This window comes from Rhodococcus sp. 06-470-2, assembly GCF_002258235.1.
In the GTDB taxonomy this organism is placed as follows: domain Bacteria; phylum Actinomycetota; class Actinomycetes; order Mycobacteriales; family Mycobacteriaceae; genus Rhodococcoides.
In genome coordinates, this window is sequence record NZ_NOYB01000010.1 from 465416 (window position 1) to 481242 (window position 15827).

11 protein-coding genes are annotated in these 15827 nt (G+C 64.3%); 6 read left to right on the forward strand and 5 right to left on the reverse strand.

Annotation, left to right across the window (positions count from 1 at the left end; genetic code table 11):
• The 3 genes from CH276_RS05595 to treS all read right to left on the reverse strand — a co-directional run bounded on the left by CH276_RS05595 (position 1) and on the right by treS (position 7442).
• A complete protein-coding gene (locus CH276_RS05595; RefSeq protein ID WP_094630295.1) occupies positions 1–4587 on the reverse strand; it encodes an EAL domain-containing protein in 4587 nt (1528 codons plus the stop codon).
• An 86-nt stretch (positions 4588–4673) separates the two neighbouring features.
• Positions 4674–5222, reverse strand: coding sequence for a hypothetical protein (locus tag CH276_RS05600; RefSeq protein ID WP_032396075.1), 549 nt, complete (start codon positions 5220–5222; stop codon positions 4674–4676).
• Positions 5223–5261: 39 nt separating this feature from the next.
• Positions 5262–7442: a maltose alpha-D-glucosyltransferase gene (treS, locus tag CH276_RS05605; protein WP_032396074.1), complete on the reverse strand. Its 2181-nt coding sequence runs from the start codon at positions 7440–7442 to the stop codon at positions 5262–5264.
• Between the two features lie 297 nt (positions 7443–7739).
• Between treS and CH276_RS05610 the strand changes: the two genes are divergently transcribed.
• The 6 genes from CH276_RS05610 to CH276_RS05635 all read left to right on the forward strand — a co-directional run bounded on the left by CH276_RS05610 (position 7740) and on the right by CH276_RS05635 (position 13951).
• Positions 7740–8240 carry a Pro-kumamolisin, activation domain family protein gene (locus CH276_RS05610; protein WP_094630296.1) on the forward strand — a complete coding sequence of 167 codons (501 nt, stop codon included), beginning with the start codon at positions 7740–7742 and terminating at the stop codon, positions 8238–8240.
• 304 nt (positions 8241–8544) lie between these two features.
• A complete protein-coding gene (gene dnaK / locus CH276_RS05615; protein WP_032376212.1) occupies positions 8545–10389 on the forward strand; it encodes a molecular chaperone DnaK in 1845 nt (614 codons plus the stop codon).
• The gene (gene grpE, locus CH276_RS05620) at positions 10386–11018 is read left to right on the forward strand and encodes a nucleotide exchange factor GrpE (RefSeq protein WP_032396072.1); all 633 of its coding nucleotides are present in this window, start codon (positions 10386–10388) and stop codon (positions 11016–11018) included. Before dnaK ends, grpE begins: the two co-directional genes overlap by 4 nt.
• Positions 11019–11048: 30 nt before the next feature.
• Positions 11049–12224 carry a molecular chaperone DnaJ gene (gene dnaJ, locus CH276_RS05625; protein WP_094630297.1) on the forward strand — a complete coding sequence of 392 codons (1176 nt, stop codon included), beginning with the start codon at positions 11049–11051 and terminating at the stop codon, positions 12222–12224.
• A complete protein-coding gene (locus tag CH276_RS05630; RefSeq protein ID WP_094630298.1) occupies positions 12224–12640 on the forward strand; it encodes a heat shock protein transcriptional repressor HspR in 417 nt (138 codons plus the stop codon). Before dnaJ ends, CH276_RS05630 begins: the two co-directional genes overlap by 1 nt.
• Before the next feature lie 549 nt (positions 12641–13189).
• Complete coding sequence (locus CH276_RS05635) at positions 13190–13951, forward strand: FAD-binding oxidoreductase (RefSeq protein ID WP_045200378.1); 762 nt, start codon at positions 13190–13192, stop codon at positions 13949–13951.
• 3 nt (positions 13952–13954) lie between these two features.
• Here CH276_RS05635 and CH276_RS05640 read toward each other — a convergent pair whose 3' ends face one another.
• Positions 13955–14356: a MarR family winged helix-turn-helix transcriptional regulator gene (locus CH276_RS05640; RefSeq protein WP_176459117.1), complete on the reverse strand. Its 402-nt coding sequence runs from the start codon at positions 14354–14356 to the stop codon at positions 13955–13957.
• The gene (locus CH276_RS05645) at positions 14353–15768 is read right to left on the reverse strand and encodes an MFS transporter (RefSeq protein WP_045200377.1); all 1416 of its coding nucleotides are present in this window, start codon (positions 15766–15768) and stop codon (positions 14353–14355) included. Before CH276_RS05645 ends, CH276_RS05640 begins: the two co-directional genes overlap by 4 nt.
• Positions 15769–15827 lie beyond the last annotated feature (59 nt).

The window sequence follows — 15827 nt, forward strand, 5'->3', positions numbered from 1 at the left end:
CTATCGGGCCGAATCGGCCGCGGCGATCCAGTCGATCGCCTGGCGTAGCGGCATCGGTCGGGCAATGTGATATCCCTGCGCCATGTCCACGCCCAGTGTGCACACGTAGTCCCACATCTGTTGGCTCTCCACGCCTTCGACTACGGTTCGTGCATCGAGCGCTTTCGCCAGTCGCACAGCGGCATCGAGAATGGCTCGGCCGCGCGGGTGACTCGATGCTCGCTGAAGCAGAGATCGGTCGATCTTGATGACGTCCGGTTCGAGTCTGTCGAGCAGCTCGAGGTTCGAGTATCCGGTGCCGAAGTCGTCGATGCTGATCTTCGCGCCGAATCGTTTCAGTATGCCCAGGGTGTTTCGGGCTCGACCGTGCTCGTCGAGCAATGCCGATTCGGTGACCTCGATGACGAGCTTGTCGAACCCTCCTGGTGGTGCCCAGGTGATGAGACGGTCGATGACGTCGCGTTCGTCGAGTTCGATTCCGGAGAAATTCGCGGCCACCTGTGGGCGGGTCTCACCGAGTTCGTCTTCGAGTAGGTTCAGATCCGCATCGAGCAACGTGAGAACGATCTTTCCCAACGCCCGGAGATGGCCTGTCTGAGTGGCGTGGTCGATGAACTCCTGAGCGGGAACGACGACCCCGTTCCGCCGCCATCGGACCAGTGCCTCCAGCATCGTCACCCGGCCGGTGCTCACATCGACGATCGGCTGGTAGTGCAACTCGAAATCCTTGTTGCGGAACGCTTCTCCCAGCTCGTGGCGGATCGATGCCCGGTCGTCTGCGATCGCGTTCATGCTTGGAGCGAAGTACATGTGACGGTCACGGCCGCCTTTCTTCGCTTCGTACATGGCCGTGTCGGCGTTGTGCAGCAGTGCGTCCGCAGTTGTGCCGTCGTCCGGACTCAGGGCGATACCGATCGATGCCGAGACGTACACCGTCGCGTCGACGAGGGTGATCGGGTTCCGTAAGTCCAGAAGAATTCTGTGCGTCAGGATCTCGAGGCTGTCCAGGTCCTCGCTTCGGGTCACGAGAACGGCAAATTCGTCGCCGCCGAGACGACCGACGATGTCGTGTCGGCGTGCAGCCTGCTGCAGTCGTGCAGCAACCGTGCGCAGTACGACATCACCTGCACGATGCCCGAAGCGATCGTTGATCTCCTTGAAGTCGTCCAGGTCGATCCACAGTGCAGCGACTCTCGTGGTCCCGGAATCCAGGAGTTCGGCGAGGCGTGATCGAAAGAACTGCCTGGTGAGCAGACCGGTGTGTCGGTCGAACTGTTCCCGAGCGGCCAGGTCGGCGCTGATTTCGCGTATCCGTGAGGTGTCGTGAACGATTGCAACCGAATGCGGTCCGGCGGGCGAGTCGGATTTCACCGGTACGGCACGGAATTCGATACTGATCGGATGCGACGATCCATGTGCGTCGACGACCGTCCAGCTGTCGAACGCACCGTTGTCCGCCGGACCCGGTTCGATCTCGGGTGAAGGGGCCACGGCTCCGGCCCTTCGATCGATGAGCATCGACAGGCTCGTTCCGATCAATTCGTGTGGCTCGAATCGGGTGATGGCCGTGAAACCGGTGCTGATGGACAGTATCCGGTTCTCGCGATCGAGCACGACGATTCCGGCGGTGACCGTGCCGAAGAGTGCGTCGAGTACGGCACTCCGCTCCGCTGCCTGGTCCTCGAAGACTCGGCGGTCCGTGACATCGACGGCGCTGCCGATGACCAGTCGGTCGGCGGGGTCGGTCGTACGGACCGTGTGGGCAACTTCTTCGATCCAACGAATCGATCCGTCCGGACGGACGATGCGATACTCGCATGTCCAATCTTGTTCGGCAGCAGCAGAAACAGTGGCGACTCGGTCTCGGTCCTCCGGGTGCACGGTCGACAGAAGTAGCCGCGGCTCCGCCATGACCCTGTCGCGGTCGAGACCGTAGATGTCCTCGACGCGTGAGTTGACGAACGTCAGCGTGCCGGTGGCGTCGCGCTGCCAGACTATCTCGCGGATGGAGTCGGCAACGAGGTGAAAATTGCTCAGTGCGGCATCGCGAGCCCGCCTCGTGGCGCTGATCTCGCCGACATCGGTCACCACCACGATGACACCCCGCACGTCGCCGTCGGAACCCAGATAAGGCTGGGTCTGCAGAAGGTAATCGGCGTTGGCGCTGCTGATTTCGCGTATGCGCGACTGGCGATGTTCGAGTGTCGCGTTGAGGTCCTCTTCGAGGCCGGGGATCTCGACCGTGGAGGGAATGGCTGTGAGCGGTCGGCCTCGGTCCGCGTCGATCAACGAGAACAAGCGAACGGCGAGGGGAGTGAAGCGGGTGACGCGCAGTTCGCGGTCGATGATGATCAGTCCGCTGGTGAGCGACGACTGAATGTTGGTGAGATCGGAGTTGGCCTGTTGCGCCTCGTTGGTGCGCGCTTGGAGTTCTTGGTTGAGGGTCGTCAGCTCCTCGTTGGTCGCTTCGAGTTCCTCGTTGGCGGCCTGGGCTTCTTCGGTGGTGGCCTGTAATTCCTCCGAGGATGCCTGCAGCTCTTCGTTCATCGCCTGCAGTTCTTCGTTCGAAGATCCGAGGTCGGCGACGATGGCCTCCAGCGCCCGCTGCGTGGAGTCGAGTTGTGCATTCATGTCCAGGACGGGTGTGGACGAATCCACCGTTCCGTGCGTGGGCGCAGACTCCTCGGCGCGGAACGACACGACCGTCCGGGTCGTGAACTCCGTCGATACCCGAGCGCCCGTGATGCGCACGCGATGTGCCTCGCCGGCCACCAATTCCACTGTTGTGGAATCGGTTTGACGCAGTCGACTGAGTAGCGTCCGCACCTTGAGGCGATAGGGTTCCCGGATGATCTCGGCCACCGCCCCGGTCTGTCTACCCTCGCCGACCGTGCACCATCGTGAGACGTCGCCGATCACCTCGATCAGTACATCGCGGTCGTCGACGATCAGCATCGGAGCCGAGGTGATCTGGAGTATGCGGCGGTATGGGAGTTCGGTGTCGGCGCGAGTCGGGCCTGTGCCGCTCGGGAAATTGGCCCCGCCGGCCGGTGGAGCTTGAAGGCGTCGAGTCATGGCGATTGACGGCAGGCGGCTCGAGTCGCCCCGCCGGTAGATTCGGTGTGTGTAGTCGACCGCGGTGAACACGGCATCGACATTGGAGATTCGCTCCGACAAGCCGAGGACGACGAGCCCGTCCGGCACCAGGGCGTAGTGGCACAGATCCATCACCCGTGCCTGGAGGCGCGGCTCGAAATAGATGAGTGTGTTGCGGAGCGAGATCAGGTGCACCCGAGGAAACGGCGGGTCGTACGCCACATTGTGGCGAGCGATGATCATGCACTCGCGCAGTTCCGGGACGACGGCCCATCCGGCGGTGGACTGATACATCCATCGGTCACGAAGCCGTTGTGGAACGGCCTCGACCTCGGTGGCGCGGTACTGGCCTCGCCGCGCGACGGTCAGCGCAGAGTCGTCGAGGTCGGTGGCGAACACCTTCAATCTGCTGCTCAGCCCACTCCTGTTCTCGGCACCATCGAGAGCATCGGCAGCCAACATCGCAATCGTGTAAGCCTCTTCTCCCGTTGCACATCCGGGTATCCACAGGCGGAGGGGTTCGTGAGCCGCCAGCGAACGGACCACGGTCTTCAACCGCAGTCCCACGGTCTCCCACACTGCTCCGTCGCGGAAGAACGAGGTGACACTGACGAGAATCGCTCGTGCGAGTACACCGGCTTCGGCGGTGTCGTCCGCCAGCGAGGCGGCATACTCGGCCACCGAGATCCCTTTATAGTGTCGACGACGCTCGATCTGTCGACTCAACGTGGAACGCTTGTAGCCCGAGTAGTCGATACCGGTGGCCAGGCGCAGGCACTCGACGATCGTCGCCAGATATGCCGCGTCCGGATCCGGAGTGTCGGTCGAGACTTCCGACCGGGGTCGGTCGTCCGCTGCCCCGTGCGTTGTGGGACCGGTCTGCTCGTCCGCAGGGCGCGCCGATCGCCCGAACAACAGGTCGTGCAGTTCGGTGCCGATGGACTCGGCAGGAGCGGTCAGATTCACCGACCCGGTGTCGAGTGTGGAGGTGGGCATCTGCTCGAATGCCGCGGTCGTCGGGTCCTGGACTGCAACGACCCCGCCGCCGTCGCGGATCGCGGTCGCCCCGGCGGCACCGTCACCGCCGCTGCCGGACAGGACCACGCCCACGGCGTCGGGGCCGAATTCCGAGGCCAACGACTGCAGCAACCGATCGATGTTCGGCCATGGTCGCTTCTGTGGACTGGGTTGCGGAAGTCGTATCGAGTCCTTCGCGACCACGATGTCCGAGCCGGGAGGCCCCACGTAGACGACCCCAGGTTCGAGCTTCGCTCCATCCACGGCGGCCACCACTGCCATCGTCGTGTGGTGCGAGAGAAGTTCCACCAGGGCACTGTCCTGATTCGGAGCTCGGTGCTGAGCCACGACGAAACACCAGGAAGCGGCGGCCGGAGCTCCGGAGAGTAACCGGGCGACCGCGTCCAGTCCACCGGCCGAACTGCCGACTCCGACCACCCGCAATCTGGGATGGCCATCGTTTCCGTCAACCATCGGCAGGCACCTTCCTGGACGTCGGCACTCACTCAACCACACGATGACCGGTACCGTGTGTTCTTCGGACGCGCGGACGCGACTCGTCAGCGCCGGGGTGCGAGCGCGACGAGGGTGGTGGCCGCGGAGGTACCCGCGACGACGAACGGCCCCCAGTGCAGGACGCCACCGAGCAACGCGGGAGCGTCGGAGACGAACGTCGAGAACGTGATCGATGCACCGACGGTCAGGATTCCGACCGCGCCCATCAGGACCTTCGACGACGTCGCTGCATTGCGCAGTAGATTCAGTGCCACGAAACCGAGCAGCACGAGCACAGCCGCGGCGGCCCCGCTGGACAGCAGAGTGGCCGAGGCAGTGTTGCGGACGTCGGCCGCACTTGCTGTCGAATCTTGTTGCGCTACTGCAGTTTCGACGCCGGAGAGCACAGGCTCCCAGTTCAGGGCGACCGCGGCGGCCAACGCGAGAATCAGTGCCGCTGTCAGTGCCCACAGCGCATTCGCGACCTTCGGCAGTACCGAGGAAGTGGGCTCTTGCCGTGGCCGCAGCGGTTCGACGGCGACATCGGGCCGCGGTGGTTGCGGACGGGGAGGGCGGGGCCTCCGCGATGTCGGGTCGTTCTGTTCATCGGCCACGTGCAGGAGTCTATCCGTCGGCGGTGACGGGCTGCTGTCTCAGCGCAGCACCACCGGCACACCCTCGTACGGACGCAGGGTCATCGGGAAGCTGTTCAGCTCGTCCACGGTGGCGATCTCGTTGTCGTCGAAGACATCGACGGCGCATGTACCGGGCACCAGGTGCTTGGACTGGATGGTGGCACTGATCTCCTCGGACGAGAAGTTGAGTACCGTCGCCTGGATGGTTCCCTGGCTGAGCTCGTGCACCATGACCAGCAGGCCCTTGTGCGAGACCGTCGGAATATCGATCTGCTGAGCGGTTGCGATTCCGAACCGCTTGCGCAACTCGATGATTCGCGCCAACTGGCGGGCGAACGACTGTGGGTCGGCCAGCTGCTCGGGGAGCGAGCCGTACAGGCTGCGCCCGCGGGGAATCCCCGACTCCGAGCGCACGGCTTCGGGGAAGTACCCCATCAGATCGTGTGCACCACGGTTGAGCCACCGAGTGTCACCTTCGCGGATGAGGTCGTCGACCTCCTCGGCGTCGATGGGCAGAATGCCGAGCAGATCCCAGCCCGACAGGGCGAACACGCCCGGCTGCAAGGCGTTGTACATCGCCAACAGCAGGTGGGCCCGCTTGACGGTGTCGATGTCTCGCTCGTCCATGCGGTCCAGATCGCGGATGCCCAGCGATGCGGTGATCACGCTCGCTGTGGTGCAGGCGATTCCGTTGGTGGTGAACGTTCGGTTGTACGGTGCCCACCGTCCGGTGAGTCGATCGGTCAGCTCACCGCGAATACGGTCGCCCAGATCGCTGCCCTTGACCGCCTCGCCGCCGTAGGTGAACTCGTCCTCGGCGTGCAGGGTGGCGAAATGGATGAGCTCGAACGTCATCTCGTCGTGGTTCTGCAACGCGTGCACCAGAGACGCCGTGTCGACGCCGTGATCGCGGGCCAAAGTCATGGTGAGCCTGAGGAATTCGGTGTTCCCCATGACGAGGGCATGCTGATATGCCGGGCGGTTGATGAAGTCGTACGACAGATCGGCTCCGTTGGCACCCATGGCCTTGATGTCGTCGATGGTCAGGTTCAGCTCCTGGAAGGTGAACCCGCCCATCTTGCGCACCACGCTGGCGATCAGGTGGTTCGCTGCCTCGGACAGTGGATGGCCCTCGGACCAGCCCGGTCCCTCGGCTCGACGCTCCACACCGAGAAAACCGTTGGCGTCCAACCGCAGTGCGCCTGCACCCAGATCGGCGATGGAATGGCATGCGTCGCCGATCACCAGTCGCATTCCGGCGAAGGAGGGATCGAGCCAGTTGATCGACGGCTGACCGGCCTTGAAGTAGTGCAGGTACACCCAGCGACGTTCGACGCCGTCGATACCGACGACGGGAGGTGTTGCGCTCCAGTTGGTTTCCTTCACGCCGAGCTCGTAGAAGATGACACGCTGCAGCTGACCGATGATGTATCCGGCGCGGGCGAGATTGGCCTCGGCCTCGGCGTCGATGTTCTGAGAATCGGCACCGGCCCGCACTCGCGGCAGCAGATGCCAGTCCTGCGGTTCGATCTCGACCATGTGGTAGATGCCGGGGTAGTCGGCCACGGCCATCTCGGCGAGTCTGAAGTCCGCGCCCTTGCCGGTATGGCCGGGAACGATGTCGTCGATCACGATGCCGTCGTACGCCGAGGCCACCACGCACAGGCGTCGGAACTCTTCTTCCGATCCGAATGCGGGGTCGATCTGCATGCCGATCCGGTCGAAGTGTCCGTCGACCGAGGGGGTCGGACGCCAACCGTGGATACCGCCTGCCACCTTCACCGGGCCGGTATGCACTGCGGTGACACCGATTTCGGAGAACGCCTGCCACAGCTTCTCGTCGCCGAGAGTGCTCAGGAAACTCGTCTGTGGGGCGTTGATCACCGAGATGGGGTACGCGGTGAACCACACCGGTGCGCGCTCGACGGCGGCGCGCGGATCGGGGTCGGCATACGGGTTCTGCCACATGCTGCCCTTGCCCGAGAGTTGCTCGGCGATCAACTTGGCATCGCGCAGCATCGACTGTTCGGTGAGCCAGTCCACGTACTCGGGGTTCGACGCCACCGGTTCGCTGTCGGGAGTGGGGCTGTTGCTTCGGTTGGCGCGACGCACCGAGGGTCGAAGTGGTTTCGGCCGAGCCGGATAGAACTTCTCGTCGTAGGTGATCTCGCTCGGTTCGTGCTGCACTTCGGGATCCATGTGCCTCCGTAGCCTCGCTTTTCCTCAACCCTACGTAGGGCGCGGCCGATCCGCAGGGTTGTGGTTCCCCTGATCGGTGAGCGGTGAAACCTGGCTCGCCGACCGGTGAAACCTACGCCGAACTACACGGGTGTGATTCGTCAGGGGCCCTTTCCTTCGATATGCGAACGTCATCGAATCGAGACCGCCTGGTGTGGAATGTCTGATTCGGATAGGCCATAGTGAGTCAGGTACCAACTGACCCATCTGTCACATCAGACTCATGAGTCACATCCCCCTCAGCTACAGGAGTTGTTCATGCGACGTCTTGCCCGCACATCGATCCTGGCCTCGACGGCCGCTCTGGCCGCCGCCATCGGTGCGGTCGCCCTCGCACCGGCAGCATCGGCCGAACCGGCACCCGAACCCGTCGGCCCGCTCGGCTCGGTGGTGCTCGAAAGCCCGGACCTGGTGGTGACCATGGCCGCCGTCTGCGACACCACGGTCGAGGACGCACCCGAGGGTGGTGTCGTCGCACTGCAGGTCAAGGTCGACAACGTCGGCGTGGACGACGCCTCGAACGTCAACGTCAACTACGGCGCACTGCCGGGCGTGCAGGGTCAGAACACCGAGGCGACCATCGAGGCAGGCGAAGCGGCCACATACACCGTGCCCTCGGTCGATCGTGAATGGATCGCTCGTCCCGCCGGTGCCGCGGCATTCGCCAGTGCACTCGATGCGAACTTCCTCGACAACATCACCGGTGGCCTGCTCAGCCACAGCTGCATTCCCGCACCGGCCGAGGAGCCTGCCGAGTAATTCCTTCCGCAACAGCTTTCTCCCCGCTGCGCCGCGACGATCCTTGCTGATCGTCGCGGCGTACTGCTGTGGAGGGGCTTCGCCCCATGTGAGTAGAAGTTCGTAGCAGGCACCGAATTTCCATGCACGTGCGGCGCAGCCGCTCCCTCGGGAACAAATTCGCCACACCCTCCGTTGTGCAGGTCAGCAGCCTTGAGTGGATGAGGCTCAAGTTGGAAGTTGACGCGACAGATCGCGTTATGCAAACTTGAGTGGAGTTCGCTCACCCAGGGACTGAATCCACGCAACAACAGGAGGAAACATTATGGCTCGTGCGGTCGGTATCGACCTCGGGACCACCAACTCGGTCGTGTCCGTCCTCGAGGGCGGCGAACCGGTTGTCGTCGCCAACTCCGAGGGATCACGCACCACCCCGTCGATCGTCGCTTTCGCCAAGAACGGTGAAGTGCTGGTCGGCCAGCCCGCGAAGAACCAGGCGGTCACCAACGTCGACCGCACGATTCGTTCCGTGAAGCGCCACGTCGGCACGGACTGGACCGTGGAGATCGACGGCAAGAAGTACACCCCTCAGGAGATCTCCGCGCGCACGCTGCAGAAGCTCAAGCGCGACGCCGAGGCCTACCTGGGTGAGGAAATCACCGACGCGGTCATCACCGTTCCCGCCTACTTCGAGGACGCACAGCGTCAGGCCACCAAGGAAGCCGGCCAGATCGCCGGCCTCAACGTCCTGCGCATCGTCAACGAGCCCACCGCGGCAGCTCTCGCATACGGCCTGGACAAGGGCGACAGCGAGCAGACCATCCTCGTGTTCGACCTCGGTGGCGGCACGTTCGACGTCTCGCTCCTGGAAATCGGCGACGGCGTCGTCGAGGTCCGTGCGACGTCCGGCGACAACCACCTCGGTGGCGACGACTGGGACGAGCGCATCGTGACCTGGCTCGTCGACAAGTTCAAGGCTCAGAACGGCATCGATCTGACCAAGGACAAGATGGCTCTGCAGCGTCTGCGTGAGGCCGCCGAGAAGGCGAAGATCGAACTGTCCTCCGGGCAGAGCACCTCGATCAACCTCCCGTACATCACGGTCGACGGCGACAAGAACCCGCTCTTCCTCGACGAGCAGCTCAGCCGCTCGGAGTTCCAGAAGATCACCTCCGACCTGCTCGACCGCACCCGTGCGCCGTTCCAGGCAGTGGTCAAGGACTCCGGCATCGCCGTCAAGGACATCGACCACGTCGTGCTCGTCGGTGGTTCGACGCGTATGCCCGCAGTCTCCGAGCTGGTCAAGGAACTCTCCGGCGGACGCGAGCCCAACAAGGGCGTCAACCCGGACGAGGTCGTGGCCGTCGGTGCTGCACTGCAGGCCGGTGTGCTCAAGGGTGAGGTCAAGGACGTTCTGCTCCTCGACGTCACGCCGCTGTCCCTCGGCATCGAAACCAAGGGTGGCGTGATGACCAAGCTCATCGAGCGCAACACCACCATCCCGACGAAGCGTTCCGAGACCTTCACCACCGCTGACGACAATCAGCCCTCGGTGCAGATCCAGGTCTTCCAGGGTGAGCGCGAGATCGCCTCGCACAACAAGCTCCTCGGCTCTTTCGAGCTGACCGAGCTGCCCCCGGCTCCTCGCGGCGTCCCGCAGATCGAGGTCACCTTCGACATCGACGCCAACGGCATCGTGCACGTCACGGCCAAGGACAAGGGCACCGGCAAGGAGAACACGATCAAGATCCAGGACGGCTCCGGCCTGTCCAAGGAAGAGATCGACCGCATGGTCGCCGACGCGGAAGCTCACGCAGACGAGGACAAGGCTCGTCGTGAAGAGGCCGAGGTCCGCAACCAGGCCGAGTCCCTCGTCCACCAGACGGAGAAGTTCGTCAAGGACAACGAGGACAAGGTCGACGCCGAGCTCAAGGGACGCGTCGAAACCGCCATCGCCGACGCCAAGACGGCTCTCGCGGGCAGCGACATCTCGGCAGTCAAGACCGCCGTGGAGAAGCTCTCGACCGAGTCGCAGGCTCTCGGCACCGCCATCTACGAGGCTCAGGCCAAGGAGCAGGGCGGCGCAGAGGGTGGCGCGCAGGCCGCTGACGACGGTGTCGTCGACGCAGAGGTTGTCGACGAGCCCGCCGACGACACGGACAAGAAGTGACGTCGGAGAACACCGAGCAAGAACCGGTCACTTTCGTGGACAAGCGAAAGATCGATCCCGAGACCGGTGAAGTACGGGAAGGTGACGCAGTTCCGGAGCCCCTGGTGGGCACCGGGGCTGCGCCCCAGCCCGACTCGGTGGACGAAGGGACCGTCGACGGTGACGTCGTGGAAGACCCGCGTGACACTCAGGTCGCAGAACTCACCGCAGATCTGCAGCGCGTGTCGGCCGAATACGCCAACTACCGGCGTCGTACCGACCGCGAGAAGCAGACCGGAGCGGAGAACGCGAAGGCGTCCGTCGTCTCGCAGCTCCTTCCGGTTCTCGACGACCTCGAGCGAGCTCGCCAGCACGGCGATCTCGAAACCGGACCGCTCAAGGCTGTGGCAGACAAGTTGGCAGGGGTGTTCTCGAACATCGGCCTGACCACCTTCGGAGCCGAGGGCGACGCCTTCGACCCGGCCATCCACGAGGCGGTCTCCCACGAGGGCGACGGCAGCAGTCCGGTCGTCGGGACGCTGATGCGTCCGGGCTACAAGCTCGGCGAGCGCGTCCTGCGGACCGCGATGGTCGGCGTCGTGGACAGTGCAGCGCAAGAATCGGATGCACCTGCGTCCGACGAGCAGTAGACAGAAAACAGCGAGAGGAGGAAACGCCCGGTGAGCCAGCGGGAGTGGATCGAGAAGGACTTCTACAAGGAGCTGGGCGTTTCCTCCAGCGCGACTGCAGAAGAGATCAAGAAGGCGTACCGAAAGTTGGCCAGGGACAACCATCCCGACGCCAATCCCGGCAACGCCTCGGCCGAGAACAAGTTCAAGGCGGTCAGCGAGGCGCATGCCGTCCTCGCCGACCCGGCCAAGCGCAAGGAATACGACGAAGCACGACGACTGTTCGCCTCGGGCGGATTCGGTAGCCGCGGTGGCGGTGGATTCTCGCCCGGTGCAGGCGGATTCGGCGGTGGAGGCCAGACCTTCGACGTCGGCGACATATTCGGTCAGGGCGGCGGCGACGGCGGAATCGGCGACCTGTTCGGCGGCCTGTTCAATCGCGGCGGCGCGCAGCAGCGCACCCAGAGCAACCGGCCCCGACGCGGCAGCGACGTCGAGACCGAGACCTCACTGCAGTTCCGTGAAGCGGCACAGGGCGTTACGGTCCCCCTGAAGTTGACCAGCCCGTCCTCGTGCACCACCTGCCACGGCAGCGGTGCAAAGCCCGGAACCAGCCCGCGCGTGTGCCCCAAATGCAACGGCCAAGGCGTCGTCAACAGAAACCAAGGCGCGTTCGGCTTCAGTGAGCCGTGTGACGACTGCCGTGGCAGCGGGTCCATCATCGACGACCCGTGCGTCGACTGCCGTGGTACCGGAGTGCAGAACCGCACCCGCACCATCACCGTGCGGGTACCGGCCGGCATCAGCGACGGACAGAAGGTCCGGCTCGCCGGTCAGGGCGAAGCGGGTCTGCGCGGAGCGCCGTCGGGCGACCTGTTCGTGACCGTACGGGTCAAGCCCGACAAGGTGTTCGGCCGCAACAACGACGATCTGACGGTGACCGTGCCGGTGAGCTACGGCGAACTGGTGCTCGGTACAACGCTGTCGGTGCCCACCCTCGAGGGTCGCGTCGGAGTGAAGGTGCCACCGGGAACCGTCGACGGCCGAGTGCTGCGGGTGCGTGGACGCGGTATCCCGAAGAAGTCCGGTACCGGCGACCTGATGGTGACCGTCAAAGTTGCCGTCCCGCAGAAACTGGACGATGCTGCTACCGACGCTCTGAAGAACTATCTGGAAGCCGAGAAGGCCAGCGGATTCGACCCGCGGGCCGGGTGGGCAGGTGTGTGATGTCGGTCCCTCCCGAGGGCGGTTCCCCGAAAAGCGGTGGAGCGCAAGCTGATCCCGACGCGCAGATCTTTGTGATCTCCGTCGCGGCACAGCTGGCCGGTATGCACGCGCAGACGCTGCGCACCTACGACAGGCTCGGACTGGTCACCCCGCACCGCACCACCGGCGGCGGTCGACGCTACTCCCCGCGTGACGTCGCACTGCTCCGTGAAGTGCAGCGACTCTCGCAGGACGAAGGCGTCAACCTCGCCGGTATCAAGCGCATCATCGAGCTGACCAATCAGGTCGAGGCATTGCAGGCACGGGTTTCGGAGTTGGCTCAGGATTTGGCCAACGTGCACGCCAGTTATCGCCGCGACCTGGTGCCGATCCAGCGCAACGCTCTCGTGGTCTGGAAGCCGCGCCACCAGCGTTAGATTCGCTTCACGTTTCTCCCGCGACTGTTCGCAAAAGCGCGCGCCCTTGTCAGGTGCGCGCAGTTTCGGCCCCGTCTGTTCGCAAACGCGCGCGCTCTTGTCGGGTGCGCGCAGTTTTGCCGGTGATTCGGTCGCCATTTCGCGCGCGTTCAGCGAATGCGCGCGCGTTTGCGGTGGCCAGTGGTGCTGAGGAGCGAACCTGGGCGGGGCTGGGCTGTGTGGGTCGGGATCGGTTCACGGGGGCTGCGTTATGGGTGTCTCGGGCGCACCTCCTCGCAAACGCGCGCGCTTTTGTCGGGTGCGCGCATTTTCGTCGGTGATTCGGTCGACATTTCGCGCGCGTTCAGCGAATGCGCGCGCGTTTGCGACCCCAACGCGCGCCCGACCCCGACGCGCGACCCCGACCTCGACGCCGACGCGCGCCGACCCCGACCTCGACCCCGACGCGCGCCCACCTCGACCTCGACTCCGACGCGCGCCCACCCGACGCGTCCGCCCAACGCGCGCGCGTTTGCGAGACACCCGGCGCCGACCCCTATTCTGGTCGGCATGCAGGCGTGGAGTTCGACGGTCGTTCAGTATCACCGTCTTCGGAACGATCTCGCCGTGATCAGACTCGAGGGCGACGCGGTGCCGTTTCGGGCGGGTCAGTCGGTGTCGGTCACGGTTCCTCAGAACACTGCTCTGACGCGGCGGTACTCACCTGCGTTGCCGCCCTCTCGAGACGGCAAGCTGGAATTCCATGTTCGAGCCGTGCCTGCCGGTTGGGTGAGCGGATCGATCGTCAACGAGACGCGGCCCGGTCATGTATGGCAGATCAGCGATCCGCAGGGTGGTCTCCATGTCGACGATTCAGGGCGCGATGTGGTCATGATTGCGGGTGGCACCGGTCTCGCCCCGTTGCGGGCGATTCTGCTCGACCTCACACGTCGAGAGCAGCCGCCGAACGTGACGCTCTTCGTCGGCGGTAAGTCGCCTCGTGATCTGTATGCGGGCGACATGCTGTGGCTGATGGCGGCGGAGTTCCGGTGGTTGACAGTGGTACCCGTGGTCGATCAGTTGCACGAGCCGTGGGCGTCGGATCGATGGAACGACCGAATTCATGCCGAGATCGGTTCCAGCGCATCGTTCTTCGAGCCGGAGCATTGCTGGGAGGGCAGTGTGGCCGACGTCGTCGCGACGCAGGGGCCGTTCCCGGATCGCCAGATCCTGGTTTGCGGCTCACCGGGTATGGAAGCAGCGACCGTGCGCGCGCTGGTCGAAATCGGCACCCCACTCGACACCATCCGTCGCTCGAGCACTGTCCTCTGAAAATCAGGGCAGTTGCAGAATCCGACGTAGGTGCGCCAGGTCTTCGGCGGAAACTGTCGTGAATTCCGGCGGCGGGGCGTCGGCGATTGCTCGGGCCTTCTCGGCGAGGAGACGTCCGGTGTCGGTGAGTCCGATGATGCGGCGTCGGCGATCCTTGGGATCTTCGGTACGCAGAACCAGCTCGCGTTTCTCGAGTTCGCGGACGTTGAGCGAGATGTACGGCGCGTCGGAGGCGAGGATCTCGGCCAGCTCGGTGATCGTCCGATCGCCGGTGAGCAACTTGGTCAGCAGCTTTGCTCGCAGGAAACTCATCCCGATGGCGTCGGCGACGGCTCTTCGGGTGTCGTGCTTCTCGAGCATCAGTGCGCGCATCTCGCGCCAGACGTGTGCTGCATCGCCGGTCATACGAGCACCGGTTGGTCGATTCGATCGGCGGTTGCGCGTGCCCATCGGCCGGTGGTGACCACTGCGAGCGCGGTGACGATCACGCCTGCGCCTGCGATGACGAACCAGGCAGGGACCGCGGCGGCGGTGAAGCCGTCGGAGATCTCGCCGACGATGCTCGCTGTGACGATGGATCCGACGACGGCCACGCCCAGCGATTGACCCACCTGCCTGCTCGTCGATGCGATGGCCGATGCCACTCCGGCCTGGCTGCGTGGCATTCCGGACACGGCGGTGTTGGTGATCGGGGCGTTGACCATGCCGAAGGATATTCCGAAGATCACGTACGCGACGGCCAGCCAAGCGAACGACGTCGTCGGAGTCAGTCGGGTGAGCATCAGTGCCGAGGCCACGAAGCCGACTCCGGCGACGAGCAGAGGAATGCGCGCTCCGAGGGTGCCGACGATGCGACCGGAGATCGGCGCGAAGATCAAGGTCATCAACGCCATCGGCAGGGTGTAGAGACCGGCGTGCAGTGGTGAGTATCCGCGCACGTCCTGCAGGTAGAGGGTGTTGAGGAACAGGAATCCGCCGAGGGATGCGAACGCGCACACGGCGATCACCGTCGCTCCGCTGAAGGGTGCGCTCCTGAAGAACTTCAGTTGGATGAGCGGTTCCTCGATCCGCGACTCGACCACCAGCAGTCCGACGAGAGAGCCGACGGCGACGGCGCCGGTGAACACGATCAGCGGGGATCCCCAACCCTTCGCGGGACCTTCGATGATGGTGAACACGAGGGACGCGAGGAACGCGAAGATGAGGAACTGGCCTGCAGGGTCGAATTTGCGTGAGTGTTCGGCTTTGGATTCCGGGACGAACTTCAGTGTCATCGCCAGCGCGAAAATTCCGATCGGAACGTTGATCCAGAAGATCGACTGCCAACCGGCACCGGTGACGAGGACTCCGCCGAGGGCGGGGCCGGCCGACATCGAGATGCCGACGACGGCACCCCACATGCCGATCGCTCCTGCGCGTTCTTTCGGATCGGTGAAGGTGTTGGTGATGATCGACATCGCGACGGGGTTCATCATCGAGCCGCCGATTGCCTGGAGCATGCGGAAGGCGACGAGCCAGCCGAGCGACGGTGCGATGCTGCACAGCAGGGAGCCGAGGACGAACGTTCCGGTGCCGATCAGGAAGAAGCGCTTGCGGCCGTACTTGTCGGCCATCGAGCCGCCGAGCATCAACAGCGATGCCACGACCAGCGTGTATGCGTCGATGATCCATTGCAGACCCGAGACCGATGCGTTCAGATCCGCGCGCATCGACGGCAGCGCGACGTTGACGATCGTGTTGTCGGTGCTGACGAGGAACAGGCTCAGGCAGCAGATGCCGAGCACGAGATACCGGTGTCGTCGAGTCAACTCGGCCACGTTCACCTCCACGATAATGCTTGTATATCTACAACTATTACATGAGTACTCCTAAATTG

What these genes read in the sequence shown, in the direction of transcription:
- CH276_RS05595 (WP_094630295.1), bottom strand. Translation starts at nt 4,587, where the DNA reads ATGGTTGACGGAAACGATGGCCATCCCAGATTGCGGGTGGTCGGAGTC.
- treS (WP_032396074.1), bottom strand. Translation starts at nt 7,442, where the DNA reads ATGGATCCCGAAGTGCAGCACGAACCGAGCGAGATCACCTACGACGAG.
- CH276_RS05610 (WP_094630296.1), top strand. Translation starts at nt 7,740, where the DNA reads ATGCGACGTCTTGCCCGCACATCGATCCTGGCCTCGACGGCCGCTCTG.
- dnaK (WP_032376212.1), top strand. Translation starts at nt 8,545, where the DNA reads ATGGCTCGTGCGGTCGGTATCGACCTCGGGACCACCAACTCGGTCGTG.
- CH276_RS05630 (WP_094630298.1), top strand. Translation starts at nt 12,224, where the DNA reads ATGTCGGTCCCTCCCGAGGGCGGTTCCCCGAAAAGCGGTGGAGCGCAA.
- CH276_RS05635 (WP_045200378.1), top strand. Translation starts at nt 13,190, where the DNA reads ATGCAGGCGTGGAGTTCGACGGTCGTTCAGTATCACCGTCTTCGGAAC.
- CH276_RS05640 (WP_176459117.1), bottom strand. Translation starts at nt 14,356, where the DNA reads ATGACCGGCGATGCAGCACACGTCTGGCGCGAGATGCGCGCACTGATG.